A 17,203-nucleotide genomic window follows, 5' to 3' on the forward strand; every position below is an offset into this window, starting at 1 on the left:
CCGGAAACGCGCACGCGTAGAGCGGGCGTGTTCGCCGGTGTGGGCGCCTACGCGTCCTGGGGTCTCTTCCCGGCGTTCTTCCCATTGCTGAAGCCCGCCAACGCTTTCGAAATCCTCGCGCACCGCATCGTGTGGTGCTTCGTCCTCATGATCGCGGTCATCGCGGTGGTCCGCCGGTTCGGCGACATCCGCGCCATGACCATCCGCACCTGGCTGCAGCTGACGTTCGCCTCGGCCCTGATCTCGGTCAACTGGGTGATCTACATCTATGCGGTCAACAACGGTCACGTGGTGGATGCCGCGCTCGGCTACTTCATCAACCCGCTCGTCACCGTCGCGTTGGGATTGGTGATCTTTCGCGAGCGGCTCACCCGTGCGCAGTTCGTCGCACTGGCGATCGCGGTCGTCGCCGTCGTCGTCATGACAGTGGAGGTCGGCACGGTGCCGGTCATTGCGCTCGGACTCGCGTCGTCGTTCGCGCTGTACGGCGCGGTGAAGAAGGTGGTCCCGGTCGATCCCCGGGTCAGCGTCGGCATCGAGGCCGGGATCGCTACGCCGTTCGCCCTGGCGTTTCTCGTGGTCCTGAACGTCGTCGGTGATGGAACGTTCACGACTTACGGCACGAGCCACGCCCTGCTGATGGTCTCGGCCGGCGTGCTGACGGCACTGCCGCTGCTGTTGTTCGCCGCGGCTGCCCAGCGGCTGCCGATGGTGACGATGGGGCTGCTGTTCTACCTGACGCCTGCGATGCAGCTCACCTGGGGTGTGCTGGTCGGCCACGAGCCGATGCCCGCAGCGCGGTGGCTGGGCTTCGCACTCATCTGGGCAGCGCTGGCCGTCTTCAGCGGCGACGCGATCTGGCGGGCACGTGTCGATCGGAAGGTGCCGCAGTCGTCATAGGGGTGATGAGCGCTTGCGCGAAGAACGAAGGGCTCGTCACCATCTACTACGAGAAGGGACACCGCGATGCGTTACTGCCTGCTCATGCACTACCAGGAGGGCCCCTCCATCGGTCTGACCGAGGACGACATGGCGCCTGCGATGGCCGCGTTCGCCGCGTACGCCGACGATCTGTCGGCCGCTGGCGTGTTGATCACCACCGAAGTGCTCGCTCCCGTCGACGCCACCACGACGGTCACCGCGCGCAACGGTGCACCCGAGATCCAGGACGGCCCGTTCGCCGACACGAAGGAAAAGCTCGGCGGCATCTTCGTCATCGACGTGGCCAACCTCGACGAGGCGCTGCAGTGGGCTCAGCGCAATCCGGCCAACGGCTGGGGATCGATCGAAATCCGCCCGGTGGCAAGGACTTACGCTCCGGAGCGCGGGTGGTACAACCCCTGAGCGGGCAAGACTCGCGGGCGGCCGAGGCGCTCGCCGGCGTCGTTCGCGAGTCGTACGGCCGGCTGTTGGCGCTGCTTGCCGCGCCCGGCCGCGACATCGCCGCCGCCGAGGACGCGCTCGCCGATGCCATGGAGCGGGCGTTGACGCGCTGGCCCGTCGACGGCATCCCCGACAACCCGGAGGCCTGGCTCCTGGTCGTCGCCCGCAACCGGCTGCGCGATGCCTGGAAGTCGGCGGCTCGGCGGACCAACGTGCCGTTCGACGAAACCGACTGGGAATTCGAGGCATCCGCCGCCGTCGACGTCGCCGCCGGCTCTACCATCCCCGATCGCAGACTCGAACTGATGTTGGCGTGCGCGCATCCGGCCATCGCCGAGAACGTCCGGACGCCGCTCGTGCTCCAGGTGGTGCTCGGGGTGGACGCGGCAGCGATCGCCGAGGCCTTCGCCGTGGCGCCCGCCACGATGGCGCAACGACTGGTGCGTGCCAAGAAGCGCATCCGGGACACCGGAATTCCGTTCGAGATGCCCGACCGCGAGCACCTCGCCGAGCGACTCCCCGCGGTACTGGAGGCCGTCTACGGGGCATACGCCATCGACTGGCAGCTCGTACCCCAGGGGCAGCCGGTGGAATCGCTGTCGGCAGAGGCCGTGCACCTGGCCCTGGTGCTCGCCGAGCTGCTACCCGACGAGCCCGAGGTGCTCGGCCTCGCCGCGCTGGTCTGCCTATCGGAAGCCCGCCGACCTGCACGGCGTGCCGAGGACGGTTGCTTCGTGCCGCTCGAGGAGCAGGACACCGGCCGGTGGGATCGGTCCATGATCGCCCGTGGCGAGGCGCTGCTTCGCCGGGCGCACGCCCACCACCGCCCCGGCCGGTTCCAATACGAGGCGGCGATCCAGTCCGCCCACTGCAGCCGCGTCTCGGGGGACCCGGTGGACGCCGAGACGCTGCGCAGGCTGCATCGGGCGCTGGTGCGAACGGCCCCGTCGCTGGGTGCCCAGGTCGCACTGGCCGCGCTCGACGGCGAGGTCGACGGGCCAGCCGCGGGATTGCGGGCTTTGGATGCGGTGAGCGATCCCGCCGTCGAGCACTTCCAGCCCGCGTGGGCGGTGCGGGCGCATCTGCTGGCGGCCGCGGGCCACGTCGTCGACGCCGACCGCGCCTACCGTCGGGCGATCGAGTCCACCTCGGACCCAGGGGTGGCTCAGTACCTCGCCCGACGTTTGCGGGCCCTGCCGGGTTGACCGCTTTCTAGCTATGCAATACGGTTTGCCAGGCGAGGCCATCTCACCTCGCTGGTGAGGTCAGGGACATGCTGCAAGTCAACCGTCAGTCGCTGCCGGCGGCTCGACGCCGCGGCCGGCCGGTTGGCTCGGATTCCGCCGAAACGCGCAACCGCATCCTCAAGGCCGCGCGCCAAGTCATCATCGAACGTGGCTACCACGCCGCCACCTTTCAGGCGATCGCGATGGCTGCCGACCTGAGCCGTCCCACGCTGCACTATTACTTCGACTCGCGTGAAGAGATCTACCGCGTGCTCGTCGCCGACGCGAGCGGCGTCATGGTCGAATGCATTGGCGCCGCGAAGCGCAAGGACACCCTCCTCGGGCAGTTGACGGCGCTCGTTGCCGCGATGCACGACGCCGACTTCAGGGACCGCTCGCAGATCGCGTTCCTGGTGAGCGCCCGCCTGGAGGCAACCCGCAATCCCGAACTGCGGGCGGGCACGGGCAGCGTCCTGCGCAGCTACCTGGAGTCCGTGCTCGTCGACGGGAAGGCGAGGGGTGAGCTGGCCGCTGACGCGGTGGTCGCGCCGATCGCCGACATGCTGCACGCAATGCTGTGGGGTCTGGGCTTCCACGCCGGCTTCGTCGACGACGAGGCCGTCATGCATCTGATAACCAAGCAACTCGAACGGCTGCTCTCCGACGGCTTGCTGAGTGACGCGGTCGAGCCGGTGCAGGCCGTTCCCGGGCTTCTTTGAGAAACTTCGTGACACGCCGCGAAACGCGTTCGCGACACGCCCGGCGGTGTCGGTCGGCCGTCCTAGACTGACGGGCCTATGGACAGTCCGTCGCCTCTCCGCGCGAGCGCTCATCGGAGCGACTCCTTCGTGCACCTGCACAACCACACCGAGTACTCGATGCTGGACGGTGCGGCGAAGGTGACGCCGATGCTCGCCGAGGCTCAACGCCTGGAAATGCCCGCCATCGGGATGACCGACCACGGCAACATGTTCGGTGCCAGCGAGTTCTACAACGCGGCAACCGCTGTCGGCATCAAACCGATCATCGGCGTCGAGGCGTACATCGCGCCGGCGTCACGGTTCGACACGAAGCGCATCCTGTGGGGCGACCCCAGCCAGAAGTCCGATGACGTGTCCGGCAGCGGGTCGTACACGCACATGACCATGGTCGCGGAGAACGCGACCGGGCTCCGCAACCTGTTCAAGCTGTCGTCGCTGGCCTCCTTCGAGGGGCAACTGGGCAAGTGGTCGCGCATGGACGCCGAGATCATCGCCGAGCACGCCGAGGGCATCATCGCGACGACGGGGTGCCCGTCGGGCGAGGTGCAGACCCGGCTGCGGCTCGGCCAGGAACGCGAGGCGCTGGAATCGGCGGCGAAGTGGCGCGAGATCTTCGGCCCGGAGAACTTCTTCCTGGAGTTGATGGACCACGGCCTGTCGATCGAGCGGCGCGTGCGGGAGGGCCTGCTGGAGGTCGGGCGAAAGCTCGACATCCCGCCGCTCGCGACCAACGACTGTCACTACGTCACCCGCGAGGCCTCGCACAACCACGAGGCGCTGCTGTGCATCCAGACCGGCAAGACGCTGTCGGACCCGAACCGGTTCAAGTTCGACGGCGACGGCTACTTCCTGAAGTCGGCCGCCGAGATGCGCGCGCTGTGGGCCGACATCCCGGCTGCATGCGATTCGACGCTGCTGATCGCCGAGCGCGTGCAGTCCTACGCCGACGTGTGGGCGCCCAAGGACCGGATGCCGGTGTTCCCCGTGCCGGACGGTCACGACGAGGCGTCGTGGCTGCGCAGCGAGGTCGAGCGGGGGCTGGCCCGCCGCTTCCCGTCGGGCGCGCCCGCGCAATACGTTGACCGTGCCGACTACGAGATCAAGGTCATCTGCGACAAGGGTTACCCGTCCTACTTCCTCATCGTCGCCGACCTGATCGACTACGCCCGTTCGGTCGACATCCGGGTGGGCCCGGGCCGAGGCTCCGCGGCGGGGTCGCTGGTGGCCTACGCGCTCGGCATCACGAACATCGACCCGATCAAGTACGGGCTGCTCTTCGAGCGCTTCCTGAACCCCGAACGTGCGTCGATGCCCGACATCGACATCGACTTCGACGACCGCCGCCGCGGCGAGATGCTGCGCTACGCGGCCAACAAGTGGGGTAGCGACCGGGTGGCGCAGGTCATCACCTTCGGCACCATCAAGACGAAGGCGGCGCTGAAGGATTCGGCCCGGGTGCACTACGGGCAGCCCGGGTTCGCCATCGCCGACCGCATCACCAAGGCGCTCCCGCCGCCGATCATGGCGAAGGACATCCCGCTGTCGGGTATCACCGACCCCAGCCACGAGCGGTACAAGGAAGCCGTCGAGGTCCGCAACCTGCTCGACACCGACCCGGACGTGCGCACCATCTACGAAACCGCGCGCGGGCTGGAGGGCCTGGTCCGCAACGCGGGGGTGCACGCCTGCGCAGTGATCATGAGCTCCGAGCCGCTGATCGAGTCGATCCCGCTGTGGAAGCGGCCGCAGGACGGTGCCGTCATCACCGGATGGGACTATCCGTCGTGCGAGGCCATCGGCCTGCTGAAGATGGACTTCCTCGGCCTGCGAAACCTGACGATCATCGGCGACGCCATCGAGAACATCAAGGCGAACCGGGGCATCGACCTGGACCTCGATGCGGTGCCGCTCGACGACCCGGCCACGTACGAATTGCTCGGCCGCGGCGACACCTTGGGCGTCTTCCAGCTGGACGGCGGCCCGATGCGTGATCTGCTGCGCCGCATGCAGCCCACGGCGTTCGAGGACGTCGTCGCCGTCATCGCGCTGTACCGGCCCGGCCCGATGGGCATGAACGCCCACAACGATTACGCCGACAGAAAGAACGGCCGCCAGGCCGTCAAGCCGATCCATCCCGAACTGGCGGAACCGCTGGCCGAAATCCTGGCCGAGACGCACGGCTTGATCGTCTACCAAGAGCAGATCATGCGCATCGCGCAGAAGGTGGCCAGTTACTCCCTGGCCCGAGCAGACATTCTGCGCAAGGCCATGGGCAAGAAGAAGCGCGAAGTGCTCGACAAGGAGTACGAGGGCTTCTCCGACGGCATGAAGGCCAACGGCTTCTCCCCGCCGGCCATCAAGGCGCTGTGGGACACCGTCCTTCCGTTCGCGGACTACGCGTTCAACAAGTCCCACGCCGCCGGCTACGGGCTGGTGTCGTACTGGACGGCCTATCTCAAGGCCAACTTCCCCGGCGAGTACATGGCCGGCCTACTCACCTCCGTCGGCGACGACAAGGACAAGGCCGCGGTCTACCTGGCGGACTGCCGCCGACTCGGCATCACCGTGCTGCCGCCCGACGTCAACGAGTCGGTGCTGAACTTCGCATCCGTCGGCGCCGACATCCGATTCGGACTGGGCGCCGTACGCAACGTGGGTAGCAATGTCGTTGCCTCGCTTATCAATACGCGCACCGACAAGGGCAAGTACACCGACTTCTCGGACTACCTGAACAAGGTCGACATCACGGCCTGCAACAAGAAGGTGACGGAGTCGCTGATCAAGGCGGGTGCCTTCGACTCCCTCGGTCATCCCCGCAAGGGTCTGTTCCTCATCCACACCGACGCCGTCGACTCGGTGCTGGGCACCAAGAAGGCCGAGGCGATGGGTCAGTTCGACCTGTTCGGTGGCGCCGACACTGCCGCGGACGCGGTCTTCACGATCAGGGTCCCCGACGAGGAGTGGGACGACAAGCACAAGCTCGCACTCGAGCGGGAGATGCTGGGTCTCTACGTCTCTGGTCATCCACTCAACGGCGTCGCGCACCTGCTAGCGGCTCAGGTGGACACCCAGATCCCGGCCATCCTCGACGGCGACGTCGCCACCGACACGCAGGTGCGGGTCGGCGGCATCCTCGCCTCGGTGAATCGGCGGGTGAACAAGAACGGAATGCCCTGGGCTTCAGCGCAATTGGAGGACCTTACCGGCGGCATCGAGGTGATGTTCTTCCCGCACACGTACTCGACGTTCGGTGCGGACATCGCCGACGATGCGGTGGTCCTGGTAGCCGGCAAGGTGAACATCCGCGACGACCGGATCTCGCTCATCGCCAACGAGCTGGTGGTCCCGGACTTCTCGAACGCTCAGGTGGACCGGCCGCTTGCGGTGCGCCTGCCCACCCGGCAATGCACCATCGAGAAGGTCAGTGCACTCAAGCAGGTGCTGTCGCGTCATCCCGGGACCTCGCAGGTGCAGCTCCGGTTGATCAGCGGTGACCGGATCACCACGCTGGAGCTGCCGGAAGACCTCCGCGTGACGATGACGTCGGCGCTGATGGGGGACTTGAAGGCGCTGCTCGGCCCCGGCTGCCTCGGCGGCTGAACCGATGGCGGTCGGCTAGCGGCGAGCACCCGTCCACGGCTGTTCGTTGCTCTTCCGTCGCTCGGCTTCGTCGGCGCGGTCCTTCACCCATTCGTCCTCGAAACTCTCACCCGGCTTGACGTTGGGCAGGCGATTCAATACGCGGCTGAGCCACCTCGGCGGGGTGGCCGGCTCCCACTGCGGCAGCGCCGTGCTCAACGCGTTCAAGGTCTTGAGGGCGACGAAGACACCGAACAGCGCGGAGAAATCGGTGAAGGCGGCGGCGAACATCCCGAAGATCAGCGTGAGGTGGACGACGACGATGCGCCCGAGGCTGCGGTTCGCCGTCTGCTCGATCTGCCAGAACGACCACTGGCGCAGCTCCGACAGATCGGCCACGAAATCGATGGCGAGGAATACCAGCATGTAGAGGCAGCCGATTCCCACGCTGCGCCAGTCGACACCCGCCAACCCCGTCTGGCCGTTGCGGTCGAGGAGGAACAGGATGGCTCCGAGGAACAAGCCATGTGCGGCCGAGAAGACGAGACTGGTGATGAGGAATCCCGCGACGAAGGAGGACTGCGAACTGCGGCGCTGCGTGCTCGGTGCCTGGTATCTGAAGTGCCCCCGGCGTGGAGTCAGGCGTTGATGGACGATGATCCGGGCCGCAACGAACAGGCACACGGCGACGTTCTCGAACCAGTAGACCGCGAGCGTCGTGCCTGCCGACCAATCCTGCACGAACCAGCCTGCCGCCGGAATGGCGTTGACGGCAAGCAGCGTCAGCAGATTGATGATGCGGGTCACGCGCGTATCGTCGCACGGTCTAGCCCAAAACGTTCACCGCCCTTGCGATTACGAGCGCAATGGTGGTCAGTGAAACGAGCGCCTGCACGGTCATCATCGCCTTGGCCCACCGCGCCATCGGCATGGTGTCGGTGGGCGAGAACGCCACCACGTTGGTGATGCTGACATACAGATAGTCGACGAACTCCGGGCGCCAATTCGGCGGCGCCAGTTCGCGTTCGGTCATTTGTGGGAATAGGAAGTCCGGGTACGGCCGGGCCCCCTCGCGCCGGGCGAAGGGCCCGCCACGGTCCAGTTCCCAGTACCAGATGCCGAACACGATGGTGTTGGTGACGAAGATGGCGCCTCCGCTGCCCAACAGCACGGCGGCCTTGTTGCTCACGTCGCCGGAGAGGATCCGGATGTCCAGAACGAGCGCGGACAGCGTGTTGTCGATGGTGATCGCCGCCAGCAGGACGTAGGTGGCCCATCTGCCGAGCGTCGTGCTCCGCGAGAGGCGCAGTGGGTTGAGGCCGACCAGCACCACGACGAGCAGGATCTCGAGCGCGATCAGCGGCCAGCGCGGGACCACCGTGTAGCTCTTCGGGATGGCCAGTTGCAGTGCGATCGCGACGATCAGCGCCGCCAGCACTGGTAGTCGGCTTTCCGGATCTCCTGGTCGCAGCCAGGACGGCACGAGGTGTTCGGCGTCGGACGCCAGGCGCTCGGAGCGGCGGACGAATGACTCCACCGGTTTCGGGGCGTCGGGGGCGTCGGCCATGCACTCAGTGTGTGGGCCACCATGGACTAATGGACAACGACACGACGGAGACCCGGCACATCAGCGTGTGGATCGACGCCGCTGCCGATGCGGTGTATGCGTTGGCGTCGGATCCCGCCGAACTCCCACGCTGGGCGGCCGGGCTGGCCGATCCCGCATTGTCGGACGCGGACGTCGAGTTCGCGCCGCCCAACGAGTTCGGCGTACTCGACCACGTGGTGCGGTTGCCGTCCGGTGAGGCGGTCTACAACCCGATGCGGGTGATCCCCGCGGGACTGGGGCAGCCGGGCTGCGAAGTGGTGTTCACGCTGCGCCGCCGACCGGGCGTGACGGACGCCGAATTCGCCGCCGATGCTGCCGCCGTGACCGCGGACCTGGCCACGTTGCGGGGGCTGTTCAGGGGCTAGTCGTCTCCAGCGTGGAGGTGGCTCAATGCCAGCCACACCACGGTGGCCGTGGCCGCGGCTGCGACGACGGCTGGCCCCGCGCTCGTCGTGAACGCACCGACGACCACCAGCACCAGCAGCCCGACGGCGAGTGCAACCAGCTTGTACACCGGCCACGGCACACCGGCGATGCGCACTTCGGCGCCGGGGGTGACGAGTTTGACGCTGGGGGCCGTCATGCCATTGACGATAGCTCGCAACCAAGAGTTCGGGCAACCGAAACGCCGGATCAGGTTCGTCTACCGAATGGCGCGAGCGGCTAAACCAGTTTTCGCGGGACAACCAGGAAGTGGCACCATTGACCGGTGTCCGCTGAGTTGAGCCAGAGTCCTCGTACGTCGCCGCTGTCCGCGGCCGACATCGATGCGGCCGCTCAACGAATTTCCGGCGTGGTCGCGCGCACTCCGCTGCAGCTGAGCGATCGATTGTCGGAAGTGACCGGCGCCCAGGTCTACCTGAAGCGCGAGGATCTCCAGGCGGTGCGCTCGTACAAGCTGCGCGGTGCCTACAACCTGCTGATGCAGTTGACCCCGGAGGAGAAGGCCGCGGGCGTGGTGTGCTCGTCGGCGGGCAACCACGCGCAAGGATTCGCCCTGGCCTGCCGGTCGATGGGCATTCATGGCCGGGTCTACGTACCGGGTAAGACCCCGAAGCAGAAGCGGGACCGGATCCGGTATCACGGCGGCGAGTTCATCGAGCTGATCGTCGGCGGCAAGACCTACGACGTCGCGGCGGCCGCGGCGCTCGACGACGTCGCGCGCACCGGTGCCACCCTGGTGCCGCCGTACGACGACGTACGCACGATGGCCGGTCAGGGCACCATCGCCGTGGAGATCCTCGACCAGCTCGACGGCGAACCCGATCTGGTGATCGTGCCGGTCGGCGGCGGCGGGTGCATCAGCGGCATCACCACGTATCTGGCCGAGCGCACCACGAGCACCTCCGTGCTGGGAGTGGAACCCGCGGGTGCGGCAGCCATGGTCGCCGCGCTGGCCAACGGTGCTCCCGTGACCCTCGAGCACGTCGACCAGTTCGTCGACGGCGCGGCGGTGGCGCAAGCCGGTGCACGCCCCTACGCGGCATTGGCCGCGGCCGGAGACATGGTGTCCATCACCACCGTCGACGAGGGCGCCGTGTGCACCGCGATGCTCGACCTCTACCAGAACGAGGGCATCATCGCCGAGCCCGCAGGCGCCCTGTCGGTGGCTGCCCTCCTCGAGGCCGACGTCGCGCCCGGATCGACGGTGGTGTGCCTGATCTCCGGCGGCAACAACGACGTCTCCCGCTACAACGAGGTGCTCGAGCGCTCACTGGTGCACCTCGGGTTGAAGCATTACTTCCTGGTGGACTTCCCGCAGGAGCCCGGCGCACTGCGGCGCTTCCTCGACCAGGTGCTCGGCCCGAACGACGACATCACGCTGTTCGAGTACGTCAAGCGCAACAACCGGGAGACGGGCGAGGCCCTCGTCGGTGTGGAACTCGGCTCGGCAGCCGACTTCGACGGCCTGATGGAGCGCATGCGCGCCTCCGACATGCACGTCGAGGCGCTGGAGCCCGGCTCGGCGGCTTACCGCTATCTGACCTAACCGGTGGCCTCGAGTTGGCCCGTGATCGGTACGAGAGCCTCGTCGTTTGCGCGGAAGATCGGTTCCAGAGGGACGTCGAAGCGTTCCGCCGACGCGATCAGCGCGCTGTGCCACGCGCGGTCGGCGTTCGACAGTCCGCCGCGGCCCGGCCGCGTCAGCAGCAGAGCCGCAGTGGTTCCGTCGCCCAACCCCTCGAGCAACGTGGCCAACGCTGCCATCAGATCGTCGACCTGTGTGGTGACGGGCCGTGGCCCGATCTCCACCTCGGTCAGCACCTTGATGAACCGACGGTCGGGACCGACGAACGCGAACCTGAGCAGGCGCTCGCCGAATCCAAGTTCCTGCATCAAGGCGCGCCACCGTTGTCGAAGGTCCGCTGGCGACGCAATGGGGTCCGTGGCCGTCTCCATGGGCGGGATCGGAAGGAAGTCATGGTTCTTCACACCCGCATGATGGGCGGTTTCGGCCGATGGGCGGCTCACTCATCCACAGGCGCGCAGGTTGTGGATTCGGACTTGACTCAGCGCAGGATCGCGAACGAGTGACCCGGTAGCAGCGTTGCGTCCGTGACGGTGGGCTGATCCCATGCCAAGACGACCTCGCCGGTGACGGGAATCGACACCGGCTCCGTGCCGAGGTTGCACGCGATGGTGAAGGCCCCGCGCCGCAAGATGATCCACCGTTGATCCTCGTCGTACTCGACCACCAGATGGTCCAGCCAGGGGTCGGCGAAGTCGGGTTCGTCGTGGCGCAGTGCGATGAGCCGGCGGTAGGTGTCGCGAAGCCGCGCGTGCTCACCGTCACCGACCTCGTCCCAGTTCAGCTTGGACCGCTCGAAGGTCTGGGGATCTTGTGGGTCGGGCACTTCGTCGGCGTCCCACCCGTGCTCGGCGAACTCGGCCTTGCGTCCCTCGGCGGTGGCCCTCGCCAATTCGGGTTCGGGGTGCGAGCTGAAGAATTGGAAAGGACTCGTCGAACCCCACTCCTCGCCCATGAAGAGCATTGCGGTGTAGGGCGATCCGAGGGCGAGGGCGGCCTTGACCGCGAGCTGCCCGAAGTCCAGGTTGTGCGACGGTCGATCCCCGATTGCGCGGTTGCCGACCTGATCGTGGGTGACGGTGTACGCCAGCAGCCGGGTGGCCGGGATGGTCGCGGTGTCCAAGGGGCGGCCGTGCCGGCGATGCCGGAACGAGGAATATGTCCCGGCGTGGAAGTAGCCGTTCTTCAGGGTGGTGGCCAGGGTCTCCAGTGAACCGAAATCCGAGTAGTAGCCCTGGCGTTCGCCGGACACCGCGGTGTGGATGGCGTGGTGGATGTCGTCGTCCCACTGTGCGGTCATGCCGTAGCCCCCCCGATCGCGGGGGGTGATGAGGCGCGGATCGTTGCGGTCGCTCTCCGCGATCAGGGACAGTGGCCGCCCCAATCGCTCTGCAAGCGAGTCGGTTTCGGCCGACAACTCCTCGAGGATGTGGACGGCGGTGGTGTCGACCAGCGCGTGCACGGCATCCAAGCGCAGTCCGTCGGCGTGGAAGTCGCGCATCCACCGCAGCGCGCACTCGATGATGTACGCGCGGACCTCGTCGGAGTCGTCGTCGGCGATGTTGATCGACTCACCCCACGGGTTGCTGCCCGAGGACAGATACGGCCCGAACCGGGGGAGGTAGTTGCCGGATGGGCCGAGGTGGTTGAACACCGCGTCGATCAGCACGCCGAGCCCGCGGCGGTGGCAGGCGTCCACGAGGCGCACCAACCCGTCGGGTCCGCCGTAGGGCTCGTGGACGGCGTACCACAGCACGCCGTCGTAACCCCAGCCGTGCGTCCCGCTGAACGCGTTGACCGGCATGATTTCGACGAAGTCGACGCCGAGATCCACCAGATGGTCCAGCTTCTCGATGGCGGCGTCGAACGTGCCTGCCGGAGTGAAGGTTCCGACGTGCAATTCGTAGATCACCCGACCCGCGATGGAGCGGCCCTGCCAGTCGGCGTCGGTCCACGCCACCGCGGAGGCGTCCCATAGCTGGGAGCGCTCGTGGACGCCGTCGGGCTGCCGCGGGGAGCGTGGATCGGGCAGCACCTTCTCGTCGTCGTCGAGGACGAAGCCGTACCGGGCGTCGGGACGAGCGTCGACCTCGGCGCGCCACCAGCCGTCGTCGGTTCGGGTCATCGGGTGCAGGTCGCCGTCGACGTCCAGGCGGACCAGCGACGGTCGCGGCGCCCACACCGCGAACTCAGTCATCGACCCGCTCCAACAGCGCGACGGGCAGCTCGGCGAACAGTTCTGCGGCGGAGACCGTGCCGGTGAACCTGCCCGCACCGAGTCGATCGGTCCAGACGCCGCCGGGAAGCTCGATCGACGTGTCACCCCAACCGGTTTCGGCCAGCCGCACCGTCCATCGGCTGACCACCACGAGGACGTCGTCGCCTCGCAGGAACGCGACCACGTGCTGACGCGCCTGCCCGGCGGCCAGCAGCGGTCGGTAACCGCCGGAGCAGAAGGTGCCGGGTCGGTCGCGGCGTAGCCGCAATGCGGCGTTGACGACCCGCATCTTGGGGTGCTCCATGGTGCTCAGTGCCGCACGGCACGCGCGGTAGTCGACGGGCCTGCGGTTGTCGGGATCGACGAGGCTGTCCTCCCACAGCTCGGTGCCCTGGTACACGTCGGGTACGCCTGGGGCGGTGAGGTGCACCAGCTTCTGGCCGAGCGCGTCACTGCGGGCGAACTCGTCGAGGCGGGCCACCAGCGAGGTCATCTCGGTCGCCACGGGCCCGTCGAGCACCTCGTCGAGCCAGCCATGCACCGCCGACTCGAACTCCGCGTCGGGGTCGTTCCACGTGGTGTGGCTGCCTGCCTCGCGGATCGCCTTCTCGGCGTACGCGTGCAGCCGGTCGCGAAGCGTCTCGGTGACGGTGCCGTCGACCGGCCACACGCCGAAGACGTTCTGCAGCAAGAAGAGTGCGGTCACGGCATCGGGCGGCGGGGCCTTCAGCGTCCACTTACCGACCAGCTCGGCCCACAGCGACGGCACCTGCGACAGCACGCCGATGCGGGCGCGCACGTCCTCCCCGCGCTTGGTGTCGTGGGTGGACAACGTGGTCATCGCCGACGGCCACAGCCGGGCACGCACGGCGGCGCGGTCGTGGAACTCCGCGCTGCTCACCCCGAACCACTCCGGCTCGCCGCCCACCTCGTTGAGCGAAACCAGCCGCGCATCGCGGTAGAAGAGGCAGTCCTCCATCGACTTGGCGGTGGCGGCGCCGCACAGCTGTTGCAGGCGTGCCGCGGCCTCCGTGCTGGCCGATACTGCGGTCGCGACGATCGCGAGTGGCTCGGCGAATTCAGGTTTCTCGCTTGCAGTTTCGGCCAGTGCCACCGGCAGCACAGTTGCCAAGGACAGGTAGTCCGAGCGGTACACCCCGATGTGGCTGATCAAAGCGGCGACGCCGGCGGCGAGGTCGGGATGCTCGTCGCCGGTCACTGCGACGATGGTCCGGCAGAGCCTGCCGAGTTCACTGTGCAAGGTGGTGGTCACGGCCTCGGCCTTGAGTGCACGGGCGGCCACGGGTGTCTGGCCGTAGTCAGCACCCGCCGCGTCGACGGCCTCCGTCAGCGCCTGCTTGCCGTCGGGATCGACGAACAGCCCACCGATCTCGCGCAGCGCGTCGTAGCCCGTGGTGCCGGCGACGGGCAGTGTCGGGTCCAGCGATTCGTCGACCGCGAGGATCTTCTCCACCACGATCCACGGATCGGGCCCGGTGAGTTCCCGCAGCCACTCCAGATAGCCGGCGGGGTTCGTCAGGCCGTCGGGGTGATCGATGCGCAATCCGTCGACGAGGCCCTCGTCGAACCACCGCTTGACCTCGACGTGGGTGGCGTCGAACACCGCGCGGTCCTCCTGACGCAGCCCGGCCAGTGAGGTGATCGAGAAGAACCGGCGATACCCGCACACGTTGTGACGCCACCCGATGAGCCGGTAGTGCTGCCGGCCGTACACCTCGGGGCCGCTGCCGGTACCGGTGCCAGGAGCGATGGGCCACGCCCGGTCGCCGAGCCGTAGCACGTCGCCGTCGACGGTCAGGCCATCGGTGTCGTCATCGGATCCCAGGACGGGCAACACGATTCGGCCATCGGGGTCCAGGGTCCAGTCGATGTCAAAGTAGGTGGCGTACCGGGACTCGCGGCCATGGGTGAGGACGTCCCACCACCACGGGTTCTGCCGCGGGTCGTCGACGCCGACGTGGTTGGGCACGATATCGACAATGAGGCCGATCTTCCTTATCCGAGCCGCCTTCGACAACCGGGCCAGGCCGTCGGCACCGCCAAGTGCGGGGGACACCTCGGTGGGGTTGATCACGTCGTAGCCGTGCGTCGAGCCCTCCGCCGCCGTCAGGATCGGCGACAGGTAGACGTGACTGACGCCGAGTTCGTCGAGGTAGTCGAGGAGGTTCTCGGCATCGGCGAAGGTGAATTCGTCACCGCGCATCTGCAAGCGGTACGTGGACAGCATAGGAGCCACGGGTCAGCCCGTCTTGCGCAGCACGACCAACGATCGGGCCTGCAGCGAGATCTTCTCGCCCGCGACGACCACCAGGCTGGTATCACCGGATGCGTTCGCGGTGTCCAGTGCAGCGGTCCATTGTTCTGCATACCAGTCGGCAGGGATGACGAAGTCCAGTTCCTGATCGAATGCGTTGAAGCACAACAGGAACGAATCATCCTTGACCTGCTCGCCGCGGGAGTTCGGTTCGGGGATGGCCTCGCCGTTGAGGAACACCGCGATGCTCTTCCCGAACGCCGCACCCCAGTCCTCCGGCGTCATCTCCTCGCCCGCGGGCGTCAGCCAGGCGATGTCACGGACCTGCTCACCGGTACGGATCGGCTTGCCCGCGAAGAACCGGCGTCTGCGGAACACCGGGTGATCGTTGCGCAGCGCCACCGCCTTCCGGGTGAACGCCAGCAGGTCGGCGTTCGTCTCGGCCAGCGACCAGTCCATCCAGGCGAGCTCCGAGTCCTGGCAGTAGACGTTGTTGTTGCCCTTCTGGGTACGGCCGATCTCGTCGCCGTGGCTGATCATCGGGGTGCCCTGGGACAGCACCAAAGTCGCGAGCACGTTGCGCATCTGGCGGCCGCGCAACGCGAGGATCTCCGGGTCCTTGGTGGGGCCCTCCACGCCGCAGTTCCACGATCGGTTGTGGCTCTCGCCGTCGCGGTTGTCCTCGCCGTTGGCCTCGTTGTGCTTTTCGTTGTACGACACCAGGTCGTTCAACGTGAAGCCGTCGTGGCACGTGACGAAGTTGATGCTGGCGCTGGGTCGACGGCCCGTCGCCTCGTAGAGGTCGGACGACCCGGTCAGACGGGACGCGAATTCGCCTAGGGTTGCGGGTTCTCCCCGCCAGTAATCACGCACAGTGTCGCGATACTTCCCGTTCCACTCGGTCCACAAACCCGGGAAGTTGCCGACCTGGTAACCGCCCTCACCGATGTCCCACGGCTCGGCGATCAACTTCACCTGGCTGACCACCGGATCTTGCTGGACCAGATCGAAGAACGCGCTGAGGCGATCGACGTCGTAAAACTCGCGCGCCAGGGTGGACGCGAGGTCGAAGCGGAAGCCGTCGACGTGCATCTCGAGCACCCAGTACCGCAACGAGTCCATGATCAACTGCAGGGTGTGCGGATGCCGGGCGTTGAGGCTGTTGCCGGTTCCGGTGAAGTCCTTGTAGAACTGCAGGTCTCCATCTAGCAACCGGTAGTAGGCCGCATTGTCGATACCGCGGAAGTTGATCGTGGGGCCCAGATGGTTGCCCTCGGCGGTGTGGTTGTAGACCACGTCGAGGATCACCTCGATGCCGGCCTCGTGGAATGACCGCACCATGGTCTTGAATTCGGCGACGGCGCCACCGGCGTTCTGGTTGGCGGCGTACTGGTAGTGCGGCGCGAAGAACCCAAAGGTGTTGTAGCCCCAATAGTTTCGCAGTCCGAGATCCAGCAGCCGGTGGTCGTGCAGGAACTGGTGTACCGGCATCAGCTCGATCGCGGTCACGCCGAGCGACTTGAGGTGGTCGATGATCACCGGATGCGACAGCCCCGCGTACGTGCCGCGTTGCGCCTCCGGGATGCCGGGATGCGTCTGGGTCATGCCCTTGACGTGCGCCTCGTAGATCACCGTCTCGTGGTAGGGCGTGTTCGGTGACCGGTCGGAGGCCCAGTTGAAGAACGGGTTGATGACGACGCTGGTCATGGTGTGCCCGAGCGAATCCACCATCGGCGGGGTTCCGATGGCTGCGGGGTCGGCCTCGGCTGCCTCGAGGTCGTACGAGAACAGCGCCTGGGTGAAGTCGAAGTCGCCGTGGAACGACTTTCCGTAGGGATCCAGCAACAGCTTGCTCGGATCGCAGCGGTGACCGGCGGCCGGATCCCAAGGCCCATGCACCCGGAACCCGTAGCGCTGGCCGGGCGTGACGGTGGGCAGATAGCTGTGCCACACATAGCCGTCGACCTCGTCGAGGGTGATGCGCTCCTCGGTGCCGTCCTTGGCGATGAGGCAGAGTTCGACCTTCTCGGCTACCTCGGAGAACAACGAAAAGTTCGTTCCCGCACCGTCATACGTCGCGCCGAGTGGGTATGCGGTGCCTGGCCAGACGGTGGTCTCCATCC

Annotated in this window: 14 protein-coding genes; 7 read left to right on the forward strand and 7 right to left on the reverse strand. The window is 67.1% G+C overall.

The genetic code is table 11. The features are described 5' to 3' along the window. Positions 1 to 27: 27 nt before the first annotated feature. From rarD to dnaE, 5 genes are all read left to right on the forward strand, one after another. Positions 28 to 900, forward strand: coding sequence for an EamA family transporter RarD (gene rarD, locus N536_RS0121775; protein WP_231514599.1), 873 nt, complete (start codon positions 28 to 30; stop codon positions 898 to 900). Positions 901 to 966: 66 nt separating this feature from the next. Beyond that, on the forward strand, positions 967 to 1,344 hold the full coding sequence (locus N536_RS0121780; protein ID WP_029115549.1) for a YciI family protein: 378 nt from the start codon (positions 967 to 969) through the stop codon (positions 1,342 to 1,344). Positions 1,345 to 1,406: 62 nt separating this feature from the next. Further along, positions 1,407 to 2,588: an RNA polymerase sigma factor gene (locus tag N536_RS0121785; protein WP_029115550.1), complete on the forward strand. Its 1,182-nt coding sequence runs from the start codon at positions 1,407 to 1,409 to the stop codon at positions 2,586 to 2,588. 68 nt (positions 2,589 to 2,656) lie between these two features. Continuing rightward, positions 2,657 to 3,328, forward strand: coding sequence for a TetR/AcrR family transcriptional regulator (locus tag N536_RS39130; RefSeq protein ID WP_036437203.1), 672 nt, complete (start codon positions 2,657 to 2,659; stop codon positions 3,326 to 3,328). Between the two features lie 78 nt (positions 3,329 to 3,406). Further along, positions 3,407 to 6,970, forward strand: a complete 3,564-nt coding sequence (gene dnaE, locus N536_RS0121795) for a DNA polymerase III subunit alpha (protein WP_051574677.1) — start codon at positions 3,407 to 3,409, stop codon at positions 6,968 to 6,970. Between the two features lie 15 nt (positions 6,971 to 6,985). Here dnaE and N536_RS0121800 read toward each other — a convergent pair whose 3' ends face one another. Together N536_RS0121800 and N536_RS0121805 are read right to left on the reverse strand one after the other, a co-directional pair. Next, a complete protein-coding gene (locus N536_RS0121800) occupies positions 6,986 to 7,756 on the reverse strand; it encodes a DUF6498-containing protein (protein WP_029115552.1) in 771 nt (256 codons plus the stop codon). 19 nt (positions 7,757 to 7,775) lie between these two features. After that, positions 7,776 to 8,516, reverse strand: coding sequence for a hypothetical protein (locus N536_RS0121805; protein ID WP_051574678.1), 741 nt, complete (start codon positions 8,514 to 8,516; stop codon positions 7,776 to 7,778). A gap of 29 nt (positions 8,517 to 8,545) precedes the next feature. On the opposite strand from N536_RS0121805, the gene N536_RS0121810 reads away from it, so the two are divergent. After that, positions 8,546 to 8,923 carry a polyketide cyclase gene (locus N536_RS0121810; protein ID WP_036437205.1) on the forward strand — a complete coding sequence of 126 codons (378 nt, stop codon included), beginning with the start codon at positions 8,546 to 8,548 and terminating at the stop codon, positions 8,921 to 8,923. Here the strand turns inward: N536_RS0121810 and N536_RS0121815 are convergent. After that, a complete protein-coding gene (locus N536_RS0121815; RefSeq protein WP_029115555.1) occupies positions 8,920 to 9,141 on the reverse strand; it encodes a hypothetical protein in 222 nt (73 codons plus the stop codon). The genes N536_RS0121810 and N536_RS0121815 overlap by 4 nt on opposite strands. A 126-nt stretch (positions 9,142 to 9,267) precedes the next feature. On the opposite strand from N536_RS0121815, the gene ilvA reads away from it, so the two are divergent. Further along, positions 9,268 to 10,548, forward strand: a complete 1,281-nt coding sequence (gene ilvA, locus N536_RS0121820) for a threonine ammonia-lyase IlvA (protein ID WP_029115556.1) — start codon at positions 9,268 to 9,270, stop codon at positions 10,546 to 10,548. Here ilvA and N536_RS0121825 read toward each other — a convergent pair. From N536_RS0121825 to glgX, 4 genes are all read right to left on the reverse strand, one after another. Continuing rightward, positions 10,545 to 10,991 (reverse strand): hypothetical protein, encoded by a 447-nt coding sequence (locus N536_RS0121825; RefSeq protein WP_029115557.1) that lies wholly within the window; start codon positions 10,989 to 10,991, stop codon positions 10,545 to 10,547. The two genes, ilvA and N536_RS0121825, sit on opposite strands and share 4 nt — an antisense overlap. Positions 10,992 to 11,068: 77 nt before the next feature. Then, complete coding sequence (gene treZ / locus N536_RS0121830; protein WP_029115558.1) at positions 11,069 to 12,784, reverse strand: malto-oligosyltrehalose trehalohydrolase; 1,716 nt, start codon at positions 12,782 to 12,784, stop codon at positions 11,069 to 11,071. Further along, on the reverse strand, positions 12,777 to 15,029 hold the full coding sequence (gene treY / locus N536_RS0121835; protein WP_231514600.1) for a malto-oligosyltrehalose synthase: 2,253 nt from the start codon (positions 15,027 to 15,029) through the stop codon (positions 12,777 to 12,779). Before treY ends, treZ begins: the two co-directional genes overlap by 8 nt. 36 nt (positions 15,030 to 15,065) lie before the next feature. Then, entirely contained in the window at positions 15,066 to 17,201 is a 2,136-nt protein-coding gene (gene glgX, locus N536_RS0121840) for a glycogen debranching protein GlgX (protein ID WP_029115560.1), read from the reverse strand. Between the last annotated feature and the right edge of the window lie 2 nt (positions 17,202 to 17,203).

Origin of the sequence: Mycobacterium sp. URHB0044, assembly GCF_000620625.1 — a bacterium.
Lineage (GTDB): Bacteria > Actinomycetota > Actinomycetes > Mycobacteriales > Mycobacteriaceae > Mycobacterium.